Origin of the sequence: Pseudoalteromonas sp. OOF1S-7 (genome assembly GCF_022347765.1) — a bacterium.
In the GTDB taxonomy this organism is placed as follows: domain Bacteria; phylum Pseudomonadota; class Gammaproteobacteria; order Enterobacterales; family Alteromonadaceae; genus Pseudoalteromonas.
Genome location: NZ_JAKRFZ010000015.1, coordinates 89,122 through 114,645, shown reverse-complemented (window position 1 = coordinate 114,645; position 25,524 = coordinate 89,122). Strand labels below are relative to the sequence as shown.

Annotated in this window: 5 protein-coding genes; all 5 read left to right on the top strand. The window is 55.4% G+C overall.

Annotated elements, in window-relative coordinates; all coding sequences use genetic code 11:
* Position 1 precedes the first annotated feature (1 nt).
* Positions 2-4,396 (top strand): type I polyketide synthase, encoded by a 4,395-nt coding sequence (locus MHN33_RS18795; protein ID WP_239400251.1) that lies wholly within the window; start codon positions 2-4, stop codon positions 4,394-4,396.
* A gap of 163 nt (positions 4,397-4,559) precedes the next feature.
* Entirely contained in the window at positions 4,560-5,948 is a 1,389-nt protein-coding gene (locus tag MHN33_RS18790) for a hypothetical protein (protein ID WP_239400249.1), read from the top strand.
* Between the two features lie 135 nt (positions 5,949-6,083).
* Positions 6,084-6,545 (top strand): GNAT family N-acetyltransferase, encoded by a 462-nt coding sequence (locus MHN33_RS18785; protein ID WP_239400247.1) that lies wholly within the window; start codon positions 6,084-6,086, stop codon positions 6,543-6,545.
* A gap of 119 nt (positions 6,546-6,664) precedes the next feature.
* The gene (locus MHN33_RS18780; RefSeq protein WP_239400245.1) at positions 6,665-8,785 is read left to right on the top strand and encodes a TonB-dependent receptor; all 2,121 of its coding nucleotides are present in this window, start codon (positions 6,665-6,667) and stop codon (positions 8,783-8,785) included.
* A gap of 171 nt (positions 8,786-8,956) precedes the next feature.
* Positions 8,957-25,177: a non-ribosomal peptide synthase/polyketide synthase gene (locus tag MHN33_RS18775; RefSeq protein WP_239400243.1), complete on the top strand. Its 16,221-nt coding sequence runs from the start codon at positions 8,957-8,959 to the stop codon at positions 25,175-25,177.
* Positions 25,178-25,524: the final 347 nt, after the last annotated feature.

Genomic DNA, 25,524 nt, shown 5'->3' with positions numbered 1-25,524 from the left:
CATGTCAGAACAGCACTATAGTGAACTGGATATTGCCATCATAGGAATGGCCGGGCGTTTCCCCGATGCGGATAACGTCGATGCCTTGTGGCAAAATATTCGCGCCGGCCGCTGCGCCGTGCAAAGTTATGACGACGAGGCGCTGCGTCGCGCCGGGGTGAGCGAGTCTGACTTAAACGACCCGGACTATGTGAAACGCGGCATACCATTTGACGGACTGGCGCAATTTGATGCTGAGTTTTTTGGCTACACGCCAAAAGAGGCCGAGCAGCTGGATCCTCAGCAGCGTCACTTTTTACAAACCTGCTGGCATGCCATGGCCCATGCCGGACTGGCACAGGGTGAGCTGACCGGCGTTTATGCCGGGTGTGGTGTCCCTGCTTATCTGATGCAAAACTTGTTGCAGGGACAGCAGCGCGATATCACCAGTCTGCTGGCGCTGACCAACGGCAATGACAAAGATTCACTGGCGACCCGGGTAAGCTATGAGCTGGACCTCAAAGGTCCGGCGGTCACGGTTCAGACTGCTTGTTCTACGTCACTGGTTGCGGTGCATATGGCGTGTCGTGCGTTACAAAACTTTGAGTGTGACTCGGCCCTGGCAGGCGGCGTGTGGCTCAACCTGACGCAGGATCAGGGGTATCATGCCCCGGCCGGTGGCAGCTTGTCGCCGTCCGGCCAGTTGAGTGCTTTTGGTGAGCAGGCCGATGGCATATTGATCGGCAGCGGTAGCGCGGCCGTAGTATTAAAACGCCTGGCAGAAGCGCAGGAAGACGGCGACCCTATTCTGGCGGTGATCAAGGGCTCTGCCATCAACAATGATGGCCGTGATAAGGTCGGTTATACGGCACCGAGCGTCAATGGCCAGGCTAACGCTATTATGGCGGCGCTTGAGTTTGCAGACATTGAGCCGCACAGTGTGGGCTATATTGAAGCCCATGGCACCGGCACTGAGCTGGGCGACCCGATTGAAATTGCTGCACTGAGCCAGGCCTATGGCGGTGATGCAAAGCAATACTGTGCGATTGGCTCGGCCAAAACCAATCTCGGCCATCTTGATGCCGCAGCCGGGGTGACCGGCCTTATCAAGGCGGTCCAGGCGCTGCGTCATAAGGAGTTACCGCCCAGCCTGCACAGTCAGCCTTTGAACAGCAAAATCGATTTTGCCAGCAGCCCCTTTTACGTTAATACCGAGCTGAAACCCTGGCACAGTGAAGGCGTTCGCCGTGCCGCGGTAAGCTCCTTAGGCATGGGTGGCACCAACGCCCATGTGATCCTGGAAGAATACAGCCAGCAAAGCACGGAGCAAAACAGCAATGCGCCTTGGCACATGCTGCCGATCAGCGCCAGCAGCCAAAGTGCTTTGGTTCGTCAGACTCAGGCGCTGGCCGACACATTGCAGCGCTCGCCAGAGCAGTTTGGCCAGCTGGCTGCCCAGTTGCAGCATAAACGCAGCGCGCTGGCGGTGCGTTATGCCTGTGTGGCAGAAAATGCCGAGCAGGCCATTACGCAGTTACTGCGAGAGCCGCAGGGCGATAAAGCGGCCGCGCCTCGGGTAGCATTGATGTTCTCAGGGCAGGGCTCACAGTATGTCACTATGGCCCAGCCGTTACTGCGTGCAGTACCGGCATTTAAGGCCGCCTTTGATGAGGTAATGGGGCATTTCCCAGAGACCTTACAGCAGGAGCTGCGCAGCGCCTTTAGTCCGGCAGACAGTGAGATCCTGACGGCCAATCAGCTACTGAATCAGACCCGCATTACGCAACCTGCCTTGTTTGTGGTCGCTTATGCCATGGCAAAATGTTACGAGGCGCACGGCGTGGTCATCAGTGCAATGCTGGGTCACAGCATTGGCGAATATGCGGCGGCTTGTCTGGCTGGGGTGATGACCCTGGAGGTGGCAACTCAGCTTGTGACTGCACGCGGTGAAGTACTGCAAAACATGGCGCCGGGTACCATGCTTTCTGTCATGGCCGATGGTGAAACCATGGTGCCTTATCTCAATGATGGGCTCGACATTGCGGCGCTGAACAGCCCGACCAATACCGTGATTGCCGGTACGCGCGAGGCGATCAAGGCCTTGCAGGGTGAACTGAAAGCGGCCGATATCGCTGCAACGCGCCTGCACGTTTCACACGCTTTCCACAGTCACCTGACCGAAGCTGTTTTACCTGACTTTGCCAATACGCTGGAACAGGTACTGAGTGTATCGCCGCTGCGCGCGCCAGAGGTGCCGTTTGTGTCTAACGTCACAGGCGACTGGATCACGGCCGAGCAGGCCTGCTCAGCGCAGTACTGGCTGGACCATATTCGTCAGCCGGTGAACTTTGTGGCCGGTGTGAAGGTGCTGGCAGAGAACACCGATGTGTTGATTGAAGCCGGACCGGGCGACACCCTGCAAAAACTGGCCAAACAAACGGTGAGTGAAGAACGGGTGGTACTGCATTCGGTGTCTCACGCACGTGACCTTAAAGCGCCATTACCGCCGTTTGCCAAAACCTTAGCTAAGCTATGGCAGCTGGGCTGTGCGGTTGACTTTACACAGCTGACACAGCGTCCACACGGCCAGGCCAACCTGCTGCCCGAGTACGTGTTTGCGGATACCGAGTACTGGGTTGAGCCGGGTACTGTGACAGCAACGACAGCGAATGTGACTAACAATGCGGTTCAACAAGGCGCGCAGCTTTATGCACCGCAATGGCAGCAATGTGTTGCACCACAAAAAGTGGCGTCACTGGCTGGCAAACGGGTGTTGCTGCTGGCAGCCGATGTGCCTTTGGTCACACCGCTGAGCGCAGCGTTAACCCAGGCAGGTGCTGAGCTGACTCAGATCTGGCAGGGAGAAACCTTCTCAGCCATCGATGCCCAGACTTATCGCCTGAACCTGCAAGATGCAGCGCAACTGAGTGAGCTGAGTACGGCGGTGGGGGAGTTTGATCAGGTGATCGACACCCGCTTTACGCAATCACTAAGCACCGATGTGCTGGCCTATAACACCTTACTGCCAGTGGTACAGTGGCTGATGTCGCTTGGCGGGCGTCCGCTGAGTATCGTCGCAACTGAGCTATTTAATGTGCTGGGCGATGACGCGATCAGTGCACAAAAGGCCTCCCTGTTAGGGCTCACGCGGGTTGCACCTTTGGAGCTGAGCGCACAAAACTGTCAGGTACTGGCACTGACACAGCAGATGGCAGACAACCCGAGCCAAAAACTCAGCAATCGTCTGGTCGCTGATCTGGCTCAGGGGGAAGGGGAAATTGCCTATCGCGGTGCACACCGTTTTACTTTAACGCAAGCTGCCGTGACCGCTCAGCCCACGCCAGGTGCTGCACCTGAGGTGACGTTAATCACAGGTGGATTAGGCGGCATAGGCCTTGCGCTGGCTCAGCACCTGGCCGGACAGGGACATACCCTGGTGCTGCAAACGCGCCAGTCAATGGCAGAGCCTGCGCAGTGGGCACAGCTGAGCGAAGATGAGCAGCAGCCGCAGAAGTTACGTGCGCGCTATCAGCAACTCCATGCTTTGCAGCAAAGCGGCGCCAGACTGAAAGTGATCAGCGCCGATGTGACGGATCTGACACAGATGCAGATGGCGCTTAACGAAGTGCAGACAGAAACGGGCACCGTGACTCAGGTGATCCATGCCGCGGGCTTGCCCGGTGGCGGCTTGCTCAATGAGATCTCGCCAGAGCAGGCACAACAAAGCGCCGTGGCCAAAGTACAGGGCACACAAACGTTATTGAAGCTGTTTGCCGAGACGCCATTGACGTGCATGGTACTGTGTTCCTGCCTGGCCTCCATAGTGGGCGCATTTGCGCAAAGTGATTACTGCGCCGCCAACAGTTATCTGGACGCGGTTGCACAGCAGGAGCACCCATTTACCGTGCAGGTACTGAACTGGGATGCCTGGATAAACACAGGGATGACGGCCAATATGACGCTGGCCGATGGACTGGGATTGAGCCACAAAGAGGCGTGCCAGTTACTTGATGCCGCACTAAGCCTGGATTTGCCACAGGTTTACTGTGCCAGCACCGAGTGGTCGCAATTGTGCGCGGCAACGCGAGCCACGGAGCAGGCATTGCTGGCACGACTGAACAAGCCCAAAGGCCATGCGCGCCCCGAACTGGCGGTGGATTACGAAGCGCCTGAGAGCGAGCTGGAGCATAAGCTGGTTGCCCTGTGGGCCGAGTATCTGGGTTTTGAGCAGATCGGTATTTTCGACAGCATGCTGGAGCTGGGCGGCGATTCGCTGGTGGCGATCCAGATGCTGGCCAAGGCCAAACAAATGTTTGCCGTTGAGCTGGAACCGGCTGCTTTCTTTGAAGATCCAACCATAGATAATCTGGCCTTTATGATTGAAGAACAGCTGGTGGCTCAGCTGCAATCTCACTAACTCCCTCTTGCGGCCTCATCAGAGGCCGCATTTTTATCTTCGCTTATCTGCATCCCATCGCTTTTTTGATAAATAACTTACCAGCAACGCTTGCGTTCTTTTTTGTGATACTATAACATTTCCGTGTTGTTATAATGTAACGTTGGAATTTAAGGTAGTATTGATGATTTTCAGAGCAAAGGTCCTGGCAGCGGCCGTATCGGCCATCTTGTTGTCTGCGTGTGGTGGTACAGATCACACCGTTGAGCGCACGGCGCAGCCTGTAGTCGCAGATGAAGCTAAGGCTGAAGAGGCGAAAGCGACAGAATCTGAAAAAGAAGCTGATCATGATGAACATGATCACGATGAGGGCGTAACCGATGTCGCAGGGCGTCTGGTGGTTAGCAGTGCTGACAGCCACGTGCTGCATGTTTACTCAACCGCCGATCAGTCTCTGATTGACTCAATTGGCCTGACTTACGCACCTGACTATTTATATGGCTCAGAAAATCATCGCTATGCGATTTCTGTACAGCGTACCAACGGCATGGTGGAGTTTTTGGACGGCGGTTTGTATCAGGAAGCCCATGATGACCATTTCCATGCTCATCAGGATGCACCGGCCGCTGTGTCATTTTATCTTGAGTCGGTGAAACCGACTCATGTGACGGTCAGTGAAGGTGGCATTGCCGTGTTCTCTGATGGCGATGTGAAAAGCCAGCACAGCGCGTCTGTGGTCATGTTCAATGAGTCGCACATCAGTGGCGCAAACAAAGAGGTGCCGGTGTGGGAATACAGCACATATATGCACGGCGCAGCCCAGGCACGCGGTGAGTACTTGATCAGCACATTGCGTGACAGTAGCAGCGAGTCACTGTTGCCTGCCCAGGTTGGTTTGTTCCATGCCCATGGCGACCATTTCCATGCTGACAAAGTCTTTGATGTTAGCTGTCCGGGCTTGCACGGCAGTGCACAGAATGAAGAAACCATTGTATTTGGTTGTGCTGACGGGGTGGCCTTGATCACTCAGGAAGGTCAGGCCTTCAGCGCAAGCAAAATCGCCAACCCGGAGCGCTTTGCCGAAGGTCAGCGTGTAGGCTCTTTGAAAGGTCACCGTCACAGTGATCAGTATATTGCCAGCGCCGGTGGTCAGTTATTTATGCTCGACAGCCATGACGCTGAGTTTGAAGCGCTGGAATGGCAAGTAACTAATGACCACAGCATCAACTACTATGGGTTCAGTGCCAGCGGCGAGCATATTGTCGTCATGGATAGCGCAGGCAAGCTCAGTGTCTTTGCCGCTCACGATCATGATGGTGAGCACCACTGGGAAGCTGAGCACGAAGTAATGGTCAGCGACAGTGCACTGGCCGATGGTCAAAGCTTCTCACTGGCATTGTCTCAGGCCGAAGAAGCGGTATTTGTCAGCGACCCGGCGAATAAACTGATTAAGAAATTCGATTTAGAAGCCGGTGCATGGTCGCAGACCTTTGAGCTGGATATTGTACCAGGCAATCTAGTGTGGCTGGGGATCGCCAAAAGCGACGCGGCGCACGACGAACACGAACACTAATTTGCCATAACCTTTTTTGTAGTGTTAGTAAGCCATCTCGGGTCAAACCAGGTGGCTTTTTTCTTGCCTGTAGATTGGCACTGGGACCTATTTGTGAGACGCTGCCTGCTCTATGAATAGTAACCAGGACAGATCATGCAGATCCGCATCGCAACTTTAGAAGACCTGCCTGCTTTAAGTCAGTTAGAGCAGGCCGTGATAGCCGCTGAGCGCCCCTACAATCAAGCCATTAAACCACAGGATGCGCGTTATTATGATTTACCAGCCCTGCTTGACCGTCCCGACACTCTGCTGGTCGTCGGTGAGCAAGACGACAAGATTGTGGCCACAGGCTATGTGCAACACCGGGACTCGAAAGCACAGCTGGTGCATGAGCGCCATGGTTATCTGGGCTTTATGTATGTCGATCCGGATTATCGCGGTCAGGGCCTGAATCGGGCGATCATGACCTATCTGATGGACTGGAGTAAACAGCAGGCGATCCACGACTTTTACCTGGATGTGTACAGCGACAATCAGGCCGCGATACGCGCCTATAAAAAGGCCGGATTCAGTCCCTGCTTGCTGGAGATGAAAGTCCATCTAAGCGAGGAATAGGGAAAGTTATTTCCCAGTTTGTGAGCGTAATATTATCTTTTTGATAATAATTACTATTTTTACTAAATTTGCTGTTTTTTGCTTCGTCTGGTTGTCGGAAATACAACTAGGATGAAATAATGAACAAACTCAAATACAGCATTCTGCCGCTCGCCCTTGCCGTTTCACAAGCCGTTATGGCCGACGATGACGCTGAACTCAAATCGATCGAACAGATCGTTGTCTATGGTGAGAATAGTCGCAATTCACTTAAAAACACGACCTCTTCTATCGCAGTGATCGATGAAGAACAGCTAAAAAGCGGCCAGGTTAATTCCTACGTGGACGCATTGCAGGGCATTGCGAACGTAGTCGTGACCGGTGGCTTGCCAGCCATCCGGGGTCAGCAGGGTCAGGGTGTATCGCAAGGGTTTGGGTCATTTTCATCGGGTGCTAAGCCACGTATTTCTATTATGCGCGATGGTGTGGCAGAGCCGTACGTAGCTAAAGTCAGCGGCGACTTGGGTTTGTGGGATGTGGAGCAGATTGAAGTTTTGCGTGGTCCTCAGTCTTCTAACAGTGGCCGTAACAGCAGCGGGGGGGTGGTGTACATCAAAACCAAAGAGCCTTCGCTGACGGACGTCGAAGCGGGTGTGCGCGTAGGTTACTCTGACCTGAATGAACAAAGCGAGCTGGCCGGTGTGGTGTCTATCCCGTTGCTGGAAGATCAGCTTGGTGTGCGTGCCAGTGTACAGCGCGTGGCAGGCGATTTGCATCATACTTTCCAGTACGATCAGGGTTACCCATTCGATCCGAATGACTATGACAGCACACGTGCAGACATTAAATTGAAGTGGCAACCGGCCGGTGTACAGGGTCTGGAGATGTTGCTGCATTATGTAGACAGCGAAGACACAGGCGAACGTGACTGGACTGTTGAAGGGCCTGAAATCGCGCCTATTTCCAAGCATGTGGTCAGTTATGAGCGCGTTTTCAATCCGGCAACGGGCCAGAGTGTTGCGCTGGGCTCTGGGGCCAGAGACAAAACCTCTGACTATCAGCGCTGGTCTTTGCGTACACGCTATGAAATCAACAGCCAGTTTGATTTTGAGCTGATGATATCAGACACCGATTACAGCTATATCTTTGAGCAATACCCAACCTACTGGTTTGTGCGCATGGAAGAAGAAGGACGTACTTATGATGCCAAGGTTACCTATGACGGTGACGCCGGTATCAGCGGCTACCTGGGCTACTATCACAATGAGCGTGATCAGGCATTTTTCCGTGAGAGCTGGTATCAGGGGACGGACGACAGCAGCTCAAAGGCCATTTATGGTGAGCTGACTTTCGCCTTAACAGATGCCACGCGTTTGGTTGCTGGTGGTCGTGTCACCGACGAATCACAATTTAGGATCTTTGATGGTTTTGGTTTAGGGCCTCAGGGGTTGCGTTTTGACATTGATGTGGATAACCGCATTTACCTGCCTAAGCTGGCAGTGCTGCACGACCTGGGCGAGACCACCACACTGAGCGCTAGCTTCAGAAAAGGTTACACCTCAGGCGGCGGAGATTTCCACTGGTTTACCCGTACTAACTACACCTTTGAGCCGGAATACGTCGATACTTTTGAGCTGGGCGCACGTGCCACGCTGCTGGGCGGTGAACTATCTGTATCAGCGAACCTGTTCTACAACGATTATTCCAATTATCAGCTGCTTGGTCGCGGACCAAGTGGTGATTTACGAGACAGCAAAGTGCTGAATCTGGCACAAGTCGAAAGCTATGGCCTGGAAACCGAAGCACGCCTGGCCGTGACCGAAGATCTGACGCTCTCTGCCAGCCTGGGCTTACTGGACAGCAACATTGAGGAAGCCAATGCGCAAAACCGCGATTCAGAAGGTCTGGACTTGCCTATGGCAGCCGACGTCACTATGGGACTTGGCGCCGAATATTGGCTGACAGAGCAAATACAATTTAGTGCGCGTAGTCATTATGTGGGAGAGTATTACAGTAAACTGGGAGGTAAGGATACTCATCTTGCCGGCGATTATGCAGAGCTGAATTTGTCTGTGGCTTATGTGACTGAGCAGTGGCGTATCAATGCCTATGTAAACAATGCGACCGACCACGAAAGCTTGTTGCACGGTGAACGTCATGACGGTAAGAGTGCGCAATATAAACACCTTGCCGGTGAATTCCGTTACGCGCGTCTGAGCGACCCAAGAACAGTGGGGATCTCCTTTAGCTACACGCTGTAATCCCTGTGCGGTCCGGGTTGCCATAACCGGCGCCCGGGCCCGTCAGTATGGCACTTTCCCTGCCTTCGCCATGCTGGAAAAATTTCATTCCTGAGGTGGATTTTTACCACCGACATTCGTCTTGCAGTCATATTTTAGAATCCCAATTTAGCTGACTGCAGTGGAGCCAGAATGTCACAGCAAAGACGTACCAGAAGAAATCGCGCCATTTCGTCCCTCTCTAGTGAAGATCAACAACGCCTGCAGGCCCGTATTGCAGAGGCCTCGGAAACGACCGGCCAGCTGACGGTGAGCGTGGCCCCCGGTGAACAGGTGCCACTGACTGCCGCGCAGCAGATTTTATGGTATGCCTGGAAAATGGACCCGGCTGATGCGTCTTATAACCTGGCTGGTGCCCTGCATTTTGATGGCCAGCTGCAGCCATTGCGCGTTAAGCAGGCATTCGAAGTGCTGCTGACTAAACACTCTGGTTTGCGTATTCGATTTGTTGAAGCCGCTGAGCAGGTCTATCAGATTGATGGTCAATATCAGCAACTGGACGTGACTGAACTGACGGTGCACGAGGAACAGCCGGACGATCCGATCCGTGCTTTTGTGGAGCAGCCGTTCGATTTGTGTCAGGCTCCTTTGCTGCGCATTGCGATTGCCACCCGGGGGACGCAGACCAGCCTGATCGTGACTATGCATCACATCATTACCGATGGCACCTCGATGCAGCAACTGCTGGATGAGTTTGTTGCGCTGTATAGTACACAAGGCACGGCCGATCGGACGCCGGTGCCAGGCTTTTTAGAATTTGCTAAATGGGAGCAACAGCAGGAGCGCTCCGAGTTATTTGCCACACAACTGGCAAACTGGTTGTCACATTTAGTGGAGACCGATGACACCCTCAGACTACCGGCCCGCGACCACCAGCGCCATGACCTGAATTATCAGGTTGGCTTTGAAACCCGCCCGGTGCCTGGGGCACTGTGGCAAAGGATCAGCGCGCTGGCAACGCAATATCAAATTACCCCGTATCTGATTTTACTAACAGCATGGCAAACTTTACTGGCCCGGCTCAGTGGCGGGCAGCATATTCGGGTCGGTGTACCTATAGCTAATCGTCACCGCAGCGAAACGCAAAACGTGGTGGGCTATTTTGTTAATACTCAGGTGATGCCAATCGAGGTGGATGACAGCGACAGCTTCCAGCAACTCCTGGCAAAGAACACGCTCATGAGCCGGGTGGCACAGAGTAACCAGGACTTACCGATCGACAAGCTGATTGAGGCGATAAAGCCCGCGCGACAGCGTGGTGTGCATCCGGTTTTCCAGGTGATGTTTAACTACCTGCGCCGTGACAAGCGTAACTTTAGCCAGCTTGAGTCACTGACCCTGTCTGGCACGCAAATGTACCGCTTTGGTATGCCGTTTGATTTGCAACTGGATGTGATTGAAGACATTACCGATGGCACCAGCCTGAATCTGGTGTTTGCCAGTGAGTTGTATGATGCGGATTTTGCGGTGCAATGTCTGACACAGCTGGTCACTTTGCTGGATACCTGTTTGAGTGACCCGGATCAGCCCATCAATAACGTCTCATTGCTACAAAACGCACAAACTCAGGCCTTGCTGGACATCGGCACGGGCACCCCGGCGTTTGATTATCAGCGTCCGATCACGACGCTGATCAGCGAGCAAAGTGCGCGCTCGCCCGAGGCAGTGGCGCTGCGCTTTGCCCAGCAGAGCATGACTTACGCTGAGCTGGAGCAGGCCTCTAACCAACTGGCCCATTGCCTGAATGCCCGGGGCATTGGGGCAGAAGACAAAGTTGCGCTGGTGTTCGAGCGCAGCCTGGAAATGGTGATAAGCATTCTGGCAGTGGTGAAGGCCGGTGCAGCCTACGTGCCGCTGGAACCTTCGCTGCCCTTGGATCGCATCGCTTATATCGCCAGCAACAGTGGCCTATCGTTGTTCTTAGGCGATGACTCACTCGCGCGTCTGGACAGCCTGAACGATTTGGCTGAGCGCGTCACCTATCAAAGTTTGTCTCTGACAGATTATCCCTCGCAGTTACCTGGGCACGACATCCCGGCAACTCAGCTGGCCTATGTGATTTACACCTCTGGTTCGACTGGCAAGCCCAAAGGCGTGGGGAACCAGCACAGCGCGATATACAACCGTATCGCCTGGCAACAGTCGGCCTATCCGATTGGCGCAGACGACAAAATACTGCAAAAGACCCCCTTCGGGTTTGATGTGTCGGTGTGGGAGTTCTTCTGGCCGTTAATGTACGGCGCTGAGCTGGTGATTGCCCAGCCGGGTGCCCACAAAGACAGCACCCAGCTGCTCGACACCATTAATCACTTTGGCGTCACCACCTTGCACTTTGTACCCTCGATGTTGCAGGCGTTTATCGGCCATGAGTCGGTGCATACCGCAACCAGCATTCGCCGAATTCTGTGTAGTGGTGAAGCCCTGCCCAGCGAGGTACAGGCACAGGCGCTGAGCAAATTACCCCAGGCTAAGCTCTATAATTTATATGGCCCGACGGAAGCGGCGGTGGATGTCAGTCACTTTACCTGTCATGGCGACCCGGCGTTGCCGGTGCCGATTGGGGCGCCGATTGCGGGGATCCGTTTGTATGTACTGGACCGGGCACTGAACCTGTGTCCGCCGGGCGTGGCCGGTGAGCTTTATATTGCCGGTACGGGTCTGGCACGGGGATACGTTAACCGTGCCGACCTGAGCGCCGAGCGCTTTGTGGCCGACCCGTTTATGAATGATGGCAGCCGCATGTATCGCAGCGGCGACTTAGTGTGCTGGAACAGCGAAGGTCAGCTGGATTATCTCGGCCGGACCGACCATCAGGTGAAAATTCGCGGCTTCCGCATTGAGCTGGGCGAAATTGAGGCCGCCTTGTACGCCATTAGTGGTGTTCGGGAAGCCGTGATAGTGGCCGACCGTGATGGCGCGACGCAGCGTCTGGTAGGCTATGTATCGGGCGAAGCGGACGTTGAACTGGCGGTCGACGCGCTCAAAGCAGAACTGGCGGCCCAACTGCCAGAGTATATGGTGCCGGCCGTGATCATGGTGCTGGATACGTTGCCGCTGAACAGCAATGGTAAAATCGATCGTAAGGCACTGCCAAAACCCAGTCATGAATCCAGCGTGGCGTACGAAGCGCCACAGGGTGAGCGAGAACTGGCACTGGCGCAGGTATGGCAAAAAGTGCTGGGTCAGGAGCAGATAGGACGGCTGGACAACTTCTTTGAACTCGGGGGCGATTCTATCCTGAGTCTGCAAATCGTCAGTGGTTTGCGCGAGCACGGCCTGGTGGTGACCCCGAAACAAATTTTTGAACTGCACACCATTGCCCGGCTGGCTCCGGCATTGACTGAACTGCCTGCCAGCCAGCGGATTGCGCAGCAAGTCAGTGGTGAGGTAACACTGTTACCCATTCAGCAGCAGTTCTTGGCGACCAGTCTGAGCGACAAGAATCACTATAACCAGGCGCTGCTATTGACGTTGGCCGCTCCGCTGAATGGCGCGGCACTACAGCAGGTCTGGTCAGCCCTGGTTGCACATCATGATGCATTACGTCTGTGCTTTAGCCAAAACGAGGCAGGGCAGTGGCAGCAGCGCTACCTGCCTTTTGACGCCGAGCGTGCCGTGGCCAGTGTCTGGGAGCGCAACGTCGCAAGTGCTGAGATCACGTCGGTGGCTGAGCAGGCGCAGCGCAGCCTGAATATTCAAACCGGTGAACTGGCGCGAGTGGTCCATATGACGCTTGAGGATGGCACTGCGCGCTTATTGCTGGTGATCCACCATCTGGCGGTAGATGGGGTTTCCTGGCGGGTGTTGTTGGATGACCTGGCGCGCGGTTATGCACAAGCGCAGCAACAGCAGGCTTGTGAGTTTGCCAGCAAGAGCCACAGTTATCAGTACTGGGCCGAGCAGGTAGCGGATTACGCCAGCCTGAATTCGCAGGAACTGGCATTCTGGACACAACAACAGTCATCAGCGCTGACCATTCCGGGGTTAAACCCAGCGGGAAGCCGGCGCCTGGCGGACAGTGCTGAAGTGCGTGTGACGCTGGAACAGTCCACCACTGAGCGTCTGCTGCAACAAGCAGGCAGGCCTTATCGCACTGTGGTCAATGAGCTGTTATTAAGTGCGCTGAGTGAAGCCGTCTACCAGTGGACGGGTCAGCAGGAGACAGTGATCAACCTCGAAGGCCATGGCCGCGAGCCCTGGGATGCACACACCGATCTCAGCCGCAGTGTTGGCTGGTTTACTACCTTATACCCGGTCCAACTGACGCGTTTAAATGTGCTGTCAGAGACCATCAAGCATACCAAAGAGCACCTCAGAAGTGTGCCGAATAAAGGCATCGGGTATGGCGCTTTGAAATACTTTGGTGAGTCGCAAGCACAGGCGACGTTAGCTGCTCAGCCTCTGGGTCAGATTGAATTTAACTATCTGGGTCAGCTCGACAACACGCTTAACCAGGGCGATGCGCCCTGGCGCCTGGCCAGTGAGCACAGTGGCGCGTCATTCAGTCCGGACTATGAGCCACACAGTGAGTTGAGTATCAATGGTCAGGTCAGTGACGGGGCCTTGCAGCTGACTATCAGCTATGGCCGAGAGCGTATTGGTGAGGCCGACATGCAAGCCTTTGCAGCGCATCTGCATGAAGCGCTGACACAGCTGGTTGCGCACTGTTGCGACAGTCGTGGCTGTCTGACACCCAGTGATGTACCGCTGAGCGGGTTGGCTCAGCAACAGCTGGATCAGCTGCCTCTCGACACCGCTGAGCTCAGCGATTTATACCCCTTGTCGCCGATGCAGCAAGGTATGCTGTTTCACAGTCTGATGGCGGAAGGCGAGGCCTATGTCAATCAAACCAGTTTAGAGATCAAGCGATTAGACGTCGCACGTTTCAAAGCTGCCTGGCTAAATGCAATCGCCCGTCATGATGCCTTACGCAGTGGCTTTTTGAGCTTGGACCCCCGACCACTGCAATTTGTGCGCAAAACCGTGCAGCCGGTATGGGAAACCCTGGACTGGCAGCACCTCGATAGCGCGCAGCAGCAACGTCAGCTGGCCGAACTGAGCGTTTCGCACCGCCAGCAGGGCTTTGCGATGGATGCCGAGAGCGGGTTGCAGCGCTTTGTACTGGTGCAGCTGGCACCACAGCGCCACGCCTTTGTCTGGACTATTCATCATATCTTAACCGATGGCTGGAGTTGTGCCGCCCTGATGGGCGAAGTGCTGCGTATGTACGACGGCGAGACACTGGCTGAGCCGCAGGCTCAGTATGGCGATTATATTGCTTACCTTGAACAACAGGACGTCGTGGCAAACCTGGCTTACTGGCAAACACAGACTGGCATGCTGGAAGAGCCCTGCTACCTCAGCGGCGCGTTTAAAGCCCCACAAAGCGGCGCACATGCGGCTTTGGATGTACTGTTGGATGAGGCGCAAAATACCGCGCTGAATGCTTTTGCGCGACAGCATCACCTGACTGCGAATACCCTGATGCAGGGCGCCTGGGCGCTCTTGCTGAGCCGTTATCTGGGCCGTGAAGCGGTGTGTTTTGGTGCCACAACTTCGGGTCGTCCAACTGAGCTGGCAGGCCATGAAAGCATTCAGGGGATGTTTATTAATACCATGCCCGTGGTGGTTGAAGTAGCGCCTGAAGTGACCTTGGCGCAGTGGTTACAAACCTTGCAGGGGACCAACCTGGCCGGGCGAGAGTATGAGTTTACGCCGCTGCATGAGATCCAGAAGCAGGCAAAACACCTGACCCTGGATCAGCATGGTCTGTTCGATACCTTATTAGTCTTTGAAAACTATCCAATCACGACCACTCTGCCGCAGGATGAGCAGGCAACCGAATTTACCGTGCGTGAAGCCCGTGAAGAAACCAATTTCCCGCTCACCATCAGCTTTATCCAGGAGCAGACCCTGAAGCTGCACTTCAGCTATCAGGGCAGCGTGCTGGCCGAAGCGGATATCCGAGCGCTGGCGACTCAGTTTAAAACCTTGCTGTTGACTATGATGGACGCTGCACAGGCTCCGCTAGCGGCGCTGTTACAGTTGCAGGATGCGTCGCAGTGCAGCGCCTTGCTGGACACCGGCACGGGCACCCCGGCGTTTGACTACCAGCGTCCAATCACCACATTGATCAGTGAACAAAGTGCGCGCACGCCCGAGGCGGTGGCGCTGCGCTTTGCCGGGCAGAGCATGAGCTATGCTGAGCTGGAACAGGCCTCTAACCAACTGGCACACTACCTCAATGCCCGGGGCATTGGCGCAGAAGATAAAGTGGCGCTGGTGTTTGAGCGCAGTCTGGAAATGGTGGTTAGCATACTGGCGGTGGTGAAGGCCGGTGCAGCCTACGTGCCGCTGGAACCTTCGCTGCCATTGGATCGTATCGCTTATATCGCCAGCAACAGTGGCTTGTCGCTGTTCTTAGGCGATGACTCTCTGGCGCGGCTGGACAGCCTGGGTGATTTGGCAGAGCGCGTGACCTATCAGAGTTTGTTACTGGCAGACTATCCCTCGCAGTTACCTGCGCATGAGATCCCGGCAACTCAGCTGGCCTATGTGATTTACACCTCAGGTTCGACCGGCAAGCCCAAAGGCGTGGGGAACCAGCACAGCGCGATATACAACCGGATCGCCTGGCAGCAGTCGGCCTATCCGATTGGTGCCGACGACAAGGTGCTGCAAAAAACCCCCTTCGGGTTTGATGTGTCGGTGTGGGAATTCTTCTGGCCGCTGATGTACGGCGCTGAGCTGGTCATTGCCCAGCCGGGTGCCCACAAAGACAGCACTCAGCTGCTCGACACCATTAATCACTTTGGCGTCACCACCTTGCACTTTGTGCCCTCGATGCTGCAGGCGTTTATTGGCCATGAATCGGTGCATACCGCAACCAGTATCCGTCGTATCTTGTGTAGTGGTGAAGCCCTGCCCAGCGAGGTACAGGCACAGGCGCTGAGCAAATTACCCCAGGCTAAGCTCTATAATTTATATGGCCCGACGGAAGCGGCGGTGGATGTCAGTCACTTTACCTGTCATGGCGACCCGGCGTTGCCGGTGCCGATTGGGGCGCCGATTGCGGGGATCCGCTTGTATGTACTGGACCGGGCACTGAACCTGTGTCCACCGGGTGTAGCTGGCGAACTTTATATTGCCGGTACGGGTCTGGCACGGGGATACGTTAACCGTGCCGACCTGAGCGCCGAGCGCTTTGTGGCCGACCCGTTTATGAATGATGGCAGCCGCATGTATCGCAGTGGCGACTTAGTGTGCTGGAACAGCGAAGGCCAGCTGGACTATCTTGGCCGGACCGACCATCAGGTGAAAATTCGCGGCTTCCGTATTGAGCTGGGCGAAATAGAAGCAGCATTATATGCAATTGATGGCGTCCGGGAAGCCGTAGTCGTGGCCGACCGCGATGGTGCGACGCAGCGCCTGGTGGGCTATGTGTCGGGCGAAGCGGACGTCGAACTGGCGGTCGACGCACTCAAAGCTGAACTGGCAGCCCAGCTGCCGGAATACATGGTGCCGGCCGTGGTCATGGTGCTGGGTACGCTGCCGCTGAACAGCAATGGTAAAATCGATCGTAAAGCACTGCCAAAACCTGAAAGCAGCACAGCGCAGTATGTTGCACCGCAAACAGCGCAGGAGCAGCAGCTGGCAGAGATCTGGCAGACAGTGCTGAGCGTCGAAAGCGTTGGCCGACAGGATAACTTTTTTGCTCTCGGTGGTGACTCTATCAGTGCCCTGAAGGTGATTGCGCTGAGTAAAAAACGCAATCTGGCGTTAGATATTAAGGCGGTGATGAACACCAAAACGTTGCAGGCATTGGCTGCCAGCCTGGATGATGCCGCCAGTGTCATCGAGATCCCACGCCAGGCATCGGCCTATTCTGGTTTGTCTTTTGCGCAGGAGCGCCAATGGTTCCTGTGGAAACTGGACCCGCTAAGCAGTGCTTATCACATTTCCGGCTCCCAGCACTTGCGTGGCGAGCTGAATAAGGCCGCGTTGCAGTACGCATTTGATCATTTGTTGAGTAAGCATGAAGCGCTGCGTACAGTGTTTGTTGAAGATGAAGCGGGAACCGTGGTTACTGAGGTGTTATCTGAGGGAGGTTGTGACATCCGCTATCAGGTCCCTGAGTCTGATGCAGCGCGCGCTGAGTTTAAGCAACATTTGGTGTCTGCGCCGTTTGATTTGACTCAGGGGCCGCTGCTGCGGGTTGGCGTGATTGCCGATGATGCACAGCAACATGAGCTGGTAGTGGTGATGCACCATATTATTTCCGACGGCTGGTCGCTAAAACTGATTGTGGCCGACTTTGTGCGTGCCTACGAAGCGGCATGTGCGGGTGAAATCCTGAGCATTGTACCGCAAGCATTGCGATACAGTGACTTTGCAGCATGGCAGCGCGAATGGCTGGCCACCGGCGAAGAACAAAAGCAGCTGGCTTACTGGCAGGCCCGATTGGGTGATGAGCATACCCCGCTGGCACTCCCGGCGGACTTGAACATCGCGGATGACAGTCAGCGCAATCAGACGCGCTCGGTACGCTTGTCGAGTGCTCAGCGTCAGACGCTGAGCGACTTTGCCGCTTTGCAGGGCGTGACCCTGTTCAATGTACTGATGACAGCCTGGCAGGTGCTGCTGCACAAATACAGTGGTCAGCGCGAGATCCGCGTTGGTATGCCGGTGGCAAACCGTCATCACAGCGGTACCCAGGATATCGTTGGCTTCTTTATTAACACCTTAGTAATTGACGCTCAGATCTCCGCCGAGCTGGCGCTGGGCAGTGTCATGACGCAGATTGACGAGGCACTGCGCGGCGCGCAGGCGCATCAGGATCTGCCATTTGAAAAGCTGCTCGATCACTTGTCGCTGGAGCGTAACTTAGGCGCGTCGCCACTGTTTCAGGTGCTGTTTAACCATCAGCGCCTCGAAGATGGCGCATTACGCCAGTTTGCCGGCCTGAGCGCACAAGAAGGAACAGCCCCCACCGGAGTGGCGCAATTTGATCTGGTGCTGAACTCACTGGAGCGTGAAGACGGCACGCTGGAACTGGCGCTGGATTATGTCGTGAATAAGTTCAGTGCAGCCCGCATCGACGCTTTGTTATCTGGTTTACAGCATATACTGACGGCCATGCAGGCTGATCTGCAGCAGAGCGTCGGTGAGTTAAACGTTTTGCCACAGGCTGAACTGGATCGTCTGGCGCCTGCGGATGCGCTGTATCAGGCCGAGCGCCTGCCCGGCGCTGACATTGCGACGCAAATACAGCAGCAGGCGCAGCGCACCCCGAATAAAGCGGCATTGAGTTACGACGGACAAACTCTGAGTTATGCTGAGCTGGAAGCACGCGCTAACCAGTTTGCCCAGTATCTGCGTGAGCAGGGCGTCGACCATGAGTCGCGTGTTGCAGTGGTATTCTCCCGCCATATCGATACCCTAGTGGTGTTTTTGGCGGTACTGAAAGCGGGCGGCTGTTATGTCCCGGTGGATGCGCAACTGCCATCCGAGCGAGTTGAAACCATTGCGGCGCAGTGCAGCCTGACAGTCTGTCTGGGCGACTCTCTGAGTCCGGTTAACCCAGCGGCGCTGGTGTATCAGAGCAGTCTCTGCGCGCATTACAGCGACAGTGCACTGCCTCAGTCGCGTCATCCGCAGCAGCTGGCCTATGTGATTTACACCTCTGGCTCGACCGGCGTACCCAAAGGCGTGGCGGTCTCAGATCAGGCGTTGTCCAGTCACTGCGCAGCGGTGCAGTCTTTGTATCAGTACCAGGCGGAAGATCGCTGTGCCATTTCGGTGTCGTTTGGCTTTGATGCGTCCATTGAACAGCTGTGGGGGCCGCTGCTGGTTGGTGCCACTGTGGTGCTGGATGAATTTAAACTGCTTAGTCAGCAGGAGCTGAACGACTTTATTACCGCACAGCGCATTACCGTGGCGGGCTTCACGCCGGCGTATATTCAACAGTTTGACACTTTACCCGCGCAATTGCGCTTGTGTATTGTGGGCGGGGAAGCCTGGTCAGCCCAACACTGCCAGGCACTGCTGCAAAGGCTGCCGCAGACCACATTTGTCAATGCCTATGGTCCGTCAGAAACGGTGATCACGCCGCTGGCATGGACTCAGGCGCAGGGCTGTGAGCTGCAAGGTGGGTACGTGCCACTGGGTCAGCCCATCGGTCAACGTGGCATGGTCATTCTCGATGATAGCCTCAATGTACTGCCCTACGGCATGACCGGTGAGCTTTACCTTAGCGGGGCGGAAATGGCACGGGGTTATCTGGGACAATCAGGCCTGACGGCTGAGCGTTTTGTAGCGAACCCTTTTGCCGATGATGGCTCACGTTTGTATCGCACCGGGGATCTGGTGCGCTGGAATGCGCAGGGTCAGCTTGAATACATGGGCCGATGTGATCACCAGTTAAAAATCCGTGGGTACCGGGTTGAAGCCGGGGAGGTAGAAGCGCGCTTGCTGGCCCATCGTGAGGTGGAAAAAGCCATTGTGGTGGCCGATGAGTCGCTGGGCTCCACGCGTCTGGTAGCCTACGTCAGTGGACGCGCTGAACAAACGCCGCAGGCCGACGCGCTCAGCGCGGCACTGGCCGAGCAGTTGCCTGATTATATGGTGCCCAGTGTGATCATGGTGCTGGATCTCATGCCTTTGACCCACAATGGTAAAATCGATCGCCGTGCCTTGCCGCAACCGCAGCGCAGCCAGCGCCTTGATGATTTGCCACCGCAGGGGGCGCAGGAAGTGCTACTGGCTCAGATTTGGCAGCAGCTGCTGAATCTGGAATCTGTTGGTCGCGAGGATAATTTCTTTGCGCTGGGAGGCGACTCTATCCTGAGCTTGCAGATCATTGCCCGACTGCGACAACAGGGTTATGCCCTGAGCGCTAAGCAAATATTTACCCACCAGAGCATTGCTAAACTGGCGCCTCTGATGACTCGTATTGCAGGCGATGCGCAGGCGCAACAACAGGTATCCGGCGAGGTGGCCTTATTGCCTATTCAGCAGGCCTTTTTTGCGCGCTCTATGAGCAACCAGGCACACTGGAATCAGTCGGTGATGCTGGAGCTGAATGCACCGATCGCACAGCCAACCCTGCTGACACAGCTGGCGTCCTTACTGCGCCATCACGATGCCCTGCGTTTGCGTTATCAGCAGGACGAGACGGGCCAGTGGCAGCAGCGCTATAGTGATTTTGACCCGGCCATGGCGCAGCAATGTTTGTGGTATCGCGATGCCAGCGCGGATGAGATCACGCCTATCGCTGAGCAGGCGCAGCGTAGCCTCAACCTGCAAGCGGGTCCATTACTGCGTGCCGTTCATCTGACCCTGGATGATGGCAGCGCTCGCCTGTTGCTGGTGATCCATCACCTGGCCGTGGATGGCGTGTCCTGGCGTGTATTGCTTGAGGACTTTACCATGCTGTGGCAACACCCGGATGCCGAACTGGGGGCAAAGACCCACAGCGTGCAATTCTGGGCAAAACAGATACAGAGTTATCCGGTGCAACACGCCAAAGAATTCGACTGGTGGCAGCAACAGGCCCAAACCCATACCACATTGCCTGAGCTAAATCCTGCCGGCAGCCGCCTGTATAAAGATGTTGAGCAGGCTGAGGTGATGTTGGATCCAGAGATGACCCAGGCGCTTTTGACTGAGTCAGGTCAGGCTTATCGCACTCAGGTGAACGACTTACTGCTCAGTGCGCTGAGTGAGGCGTTATATCGCTGGACCAGACAGGGCGTGCACACCATCAACCTGGAAGGGCACGGCCGTGAGCCCTGGCGTGAACAGATTGACCTGAGTCGCACCGTGGGCTGGTTTACCAGCCTGTTCCCGGTGACCCTGACACGCCACGAGACGCTGGCCGATACCATCAAGCACAATAAAGAACAGTTGCGGGCGATCCCGAACAAAGGCATTGGCTATGGCGCATTTCGCTATTTTGGCTCTGCTGAGCAGCAGGCAATGCTTAATACTCAGGGGCTGGGTGAGATCGAGTTCAACTATCTGGGGCAGCTCGACGGCGCCGCAGATCAAGCTGACAGCTGGCGCCCGGCCAGTGAAGACAGTGGCATGGCGCTTGACCCTGAGTATGTGATGGATAGCGAGTTGTCTATTCTTGGTCAGGTGTTGGACGGACAGCTGCAACTGCGGATCCGCTATGTGCCTGCGCGCCTGCCTGCACAGGTGGTGGCACAATTTGCGGCGCATCTCAAACAGGCTCTGATGGAGGTGATAGGCCACTGTGGTGACACAAGTACAACCCTGACGCCGTCCGATCTGCCCCTGAGCGGATTGACGCAGACACAAATCGACAAGCTGCCGCTGGCGCTTGAGAACATCAGCAGCGTATATCCGCTTTCGCCAATGCAGCAGGGTATGCTGTTCCAGAGCCTCTATCAGGGGGGGGAAACCTATATAAACCAGAGCTGCTTTATGGTTACCGGCCTGGATGTGGCACGCTTTAAAGCCGCCTGGCAGCAAGTGATTGCGCGTCACGATGCACTGCGGACCGGGTTTGTTGATGTGGATGGTATCTCGTTGCAATATGTTGCTAAGTCAGCCGAGCTTGACTGGCAGACGCTGGACTGGCGTGACCGAGCGGACTCTGAGGCAGCACTGAAAGCGTTTGCCAGACAAGAGTCGCGTCGCGGCTTTGATCTGCAAGGCGAGCCAGGATTGAGCAGAATGCGCATCATCGAGCTGTCAGACGGTCGTCATGCGTTAGTCTGGACTATGCATCATATTCTCACCGACGGCTGGAGTCGTTCTGCGATGCTGGGCGAAGTGTTGTTGGCCTATGACGGGCAAGCTTTACCGCCGGTAGCGGGACAGTATGGTGATTATATCGGCTACTTATCGGGCCTGGATGAGGTGCAAAATCGTGCCTTCTGGCAGCAACAATTGGCGCCACTGAACGAGCCCAGTTATCTGAGCCGTGCCCTGACTACACCTCAGGACGGAGAGTTTGGCGGGTTTGATGTGAGCTTATCGGAAGCTGAATTTGCGCAGCTGGTGGCTTTCTGTCAGGACCATCGCATTACCCAGAATACTCTGGTGCAGGGTGCCTGGGCGCTGCTGTTGAGTCGCTATCTGGGTCGCGATGCGGTGTGTTTTGGTGCCACGACGTCGGGTCGTCCGAACGATCTGGCGGGCCATGAAGCGATCCAGGGCATGTTTATCAATACTGTGCCCATGATCGCGCGCGTCGATCCTGCCCAGTCGCTGAGCGACTGGCTGCAGCAACAGCAAAGTACCGCGCTGGCAGTACGCGAGCACGAGTTTACACCGCTGTATGAAATTCAGAAGCTGGCCGCGCAATCACTGGAGCTCAGTCGCGAGGGCTTGTTCGATACCTTGCTGGTATTCGAGAACTATCCTATCGCTCAGGCACTATTACAACCAGGAGAGCGCCAGACAAACTTTGAGATCCTTGAAGACCGCGAAGAAACCAATTTCCCGCTGACCATCAGCTTTATTCTGGAAGACACATTGCGGCTGCACTTCAGTTATCAGGGAGCGGAGTTGGCCGAAACCGAAGTACAGGCGCTGGCGGCACAGTATAAAGCACTCATCCTGAGTATGCTGGCGATGCCACAGGCACGTCTGTCTGAGTTTTCATTGGTCAGTGAAACGCAGCAACAGGCCTTGCAGGCACAGGGCTTTGGCGAGTCCATCACGCCACTGCATTCGGGGGCAGTGGAGCCAATCTATCTGCCGGGTGGTGAAGTGCTTCAACCTGGTGCGACGCAATATCAGGATGTGGTCTCAACGATAAACCGGCTGGCGGAGTTAACGCCGGATGCTGAGGCGGTGATCTGTGATGGTCGCAGCTACAGCTACAAAGCGCTGGCCGACAAGTCCAGCCAGCTGGCCTATTATCTGCGTGCACAAGGGGTAAAGCCTGAGCAGCGAGTCGGTGTGGCACTGACGCGGGGCATTGATTTACCGCTGGCCTTTTTAGCTATCCTCAAAGCGGGTGCAGTGTATGTGCCGATGGATCTGAGCTATCCTCAGGAACGTTTGGCCTATATGATTCAGGACAGCCAGATGGCTCATATCCTGATCAGCGATAACAGCCTTGATGAGATTGCCGGTGATGCCAGGTTACACCCATTTGCCGACATTACATTGCGCGAGCAGTGGCAGCAGCCGGTAGTGTGTCCGGCGCAGGGCGCTTATGTGATCTATACCTCAGGCTCAACCGGCAATCCAAAAGGTGTGCTGGTCAGCCGGGCGTCCATTGCGGCGCATTGTCGTGGGATTGGCCGCCGTTATGAAATGCGCCCCAGTGACCGTGAACTGATCTTTATGTCGTTCTGTTTCGACGGTGCCCACGAGCGCTGGCTGACGGTACTGACCCATGGTGCTGCCGTGGTGATCCGCCCTGAGCGTCAGTGGGATTTGCACGAAACCTATCAGAATCTGCATCAGCAACGGGTTTCCATTGCCGTCTTCCCGCCGGTGTTCCTGCGTGAGCTGGCGGCGCATGTCGAGCAGGTGGGCAATCCGCCGCCAGTGCGGGTGTACTGTTTTGGTGGCGATGCGATGCCACAGGCCACCTTTGAGCTGGCCCAGCGGGTATTAAAACCCGACTTCTTTATCAATGGCTATGGTCCAACCGAGACGGTCGTGACGCCACTGACCTGGAAAGCCCTGCCGGGCAGTGAGTTTGATGCGGTTTACGCGCCGATTGGCGAACCGGTGGGTCAGCGTCAGGCCTGGCTGCTCGACAGTCACCTTAATCTGGTGTTGCCGGGACAGGTGGGCGAATTGTATCTGGCTGAAGAAATTGGTCTGGCACGGGGCTATCTGAATCGCCCTGATTTAACCGCCGAGCGCTTTGTGGCTAACCCGTTTGCCAATGATGGTAGTCGTTTGTATCGCACCGGGGATCTGGTGCGCTGGAACGAGCAGGGGCTGATGGAATATCTGGGCCGAACTGATCACCAGGTGAAAATTCGTGGTTTCAGGATTGAGCTGGGCGAAATTGAAACCCTATTACGCAAGCGCCCTGAAGTGCGTCAGGCCGTGGTGGTAGCAGATGAGACGCCCAGTGGTAAGCGTCTGGTGGCTTATGTCAGTGGTCACCAGGGTCAACAGCCAGATGAAGCTGTGCTCAAAGCCATGCTGGCGGCCAGCCTGCCGGATTATATGGTGCCTGCGGTGATCATGGCGCTTAGTGATTTACCGCTTAACAGTAATGGTAAAATTGATCGCAAGGCACTGCCTAAGGCAGAGTTACAAAGCGAAGTGAGTTATCTGGCACCACACAATCAAAGCGAAGCCCTGATGGCTGAGATTTGGCAAAGTGTGCTGGGCGTGACTCAGGTGGGGCGGCGGGATAATTTCTTTGCGCTGGGTGGCGACTCCATTTCCGGTCTGAAAGTGATCAGCCTGTGGCAGCAGCGCAGTGAACAGCCGCTGGCACTGAAACAGCTTTGGCAGGCGAATGATTTGGCGGCACTGGTGGCAAAGATGCAAAACACCGGCAGTGCCGTGCTGCACTCGCTTAACCCGGTTACAGAGCACGCTGAAACACTGTATTGTTTTCATGAGGGCAATGGTCTGACGGCCACTTACCGTCCTTTGGCGGAGCAGCTGACGGGACAATTCAATTGTGTCGGAGTGGCTCCGGCGGCGAACTTGTCAGACATCAACGGACTGACTGCACTGGCTGCGTATTATGGCGAAGTGCTGATGGCGGCACAACCGCAGGGGGCTTTCCATTTGATGGGCTGGTCTCTGGGGGGAGCACTGGCAGTGCTGGTAGCCCGCATCCTTAAGGCGCAGGGGCGTACTGTTCACCAGGTGTATCTGGTTGACAGTTTTAATCCGTGTAGTGACTTTGCAGCTACCCAGCTAAGCTGGTCAGACTGGGCGTTGGAATGGGTCGGCAGCACGGCGCAAACGGTTGAGTCGGGATTACATCAGGTGTTTGTGAATGCGCTCACTGCAGCGTTAGCGCAGGACCTTGTGGATGCCGGTACACTGGCGGCCTGGCTGGTGACACACCGAGACAGGTTTGCCGAGTTGTTCAATGAAGAGCTATTGCTGCTGCCTGAGCAGGAGCTTGGCAAGCTGCTATCGGATGGCTATGAATTGTATCGTCTGGCCCGGATGGAACCGGCCGGCACTCAGCCGGAATATGGGCTGAATGGCGTGACTAAACGGGCCCATGCCTGGTGGTCGACTGGCGCGCAGCCAGCAGAGACAGTGGCGTATCATGATGTGCTTGGCAGTGTGGTCACAGCCACCCATACCGACTATGATCACCAGCAAATCATCCGTGCAACAGCGGTTCAGACCGACCTGATAACTAAACTCACTCAGCGGGATTAACTTCCCGCGTTCCTAAAAAGCCGCTGCAAAGCGGCTTTTTTATGTCTGAAAGAAAGGGGTTATACCAATTTGCTTAATTAAGTGTTCTATTTTGAGGCGAGAAAATAGTCGATAACACCGCTCTAGCGTCCTGCTACCGCTGAGGCACCTACATTCATATAGGCGAGGCAAAAATTTGCGAACGAATACCTTAAGTAAAAGGTTCTAAATGAGAAGTTTTTAACGTAGTTAGCGGCAGATTTACTCCTTCAAATTGAACCGGTATTAAGTAACATTGGTATTATACACTCGGAGTAAAGATAAGGACGATGTCAGAGGTGAGAGCTTGGGAATCAGAAAGCGGGCTT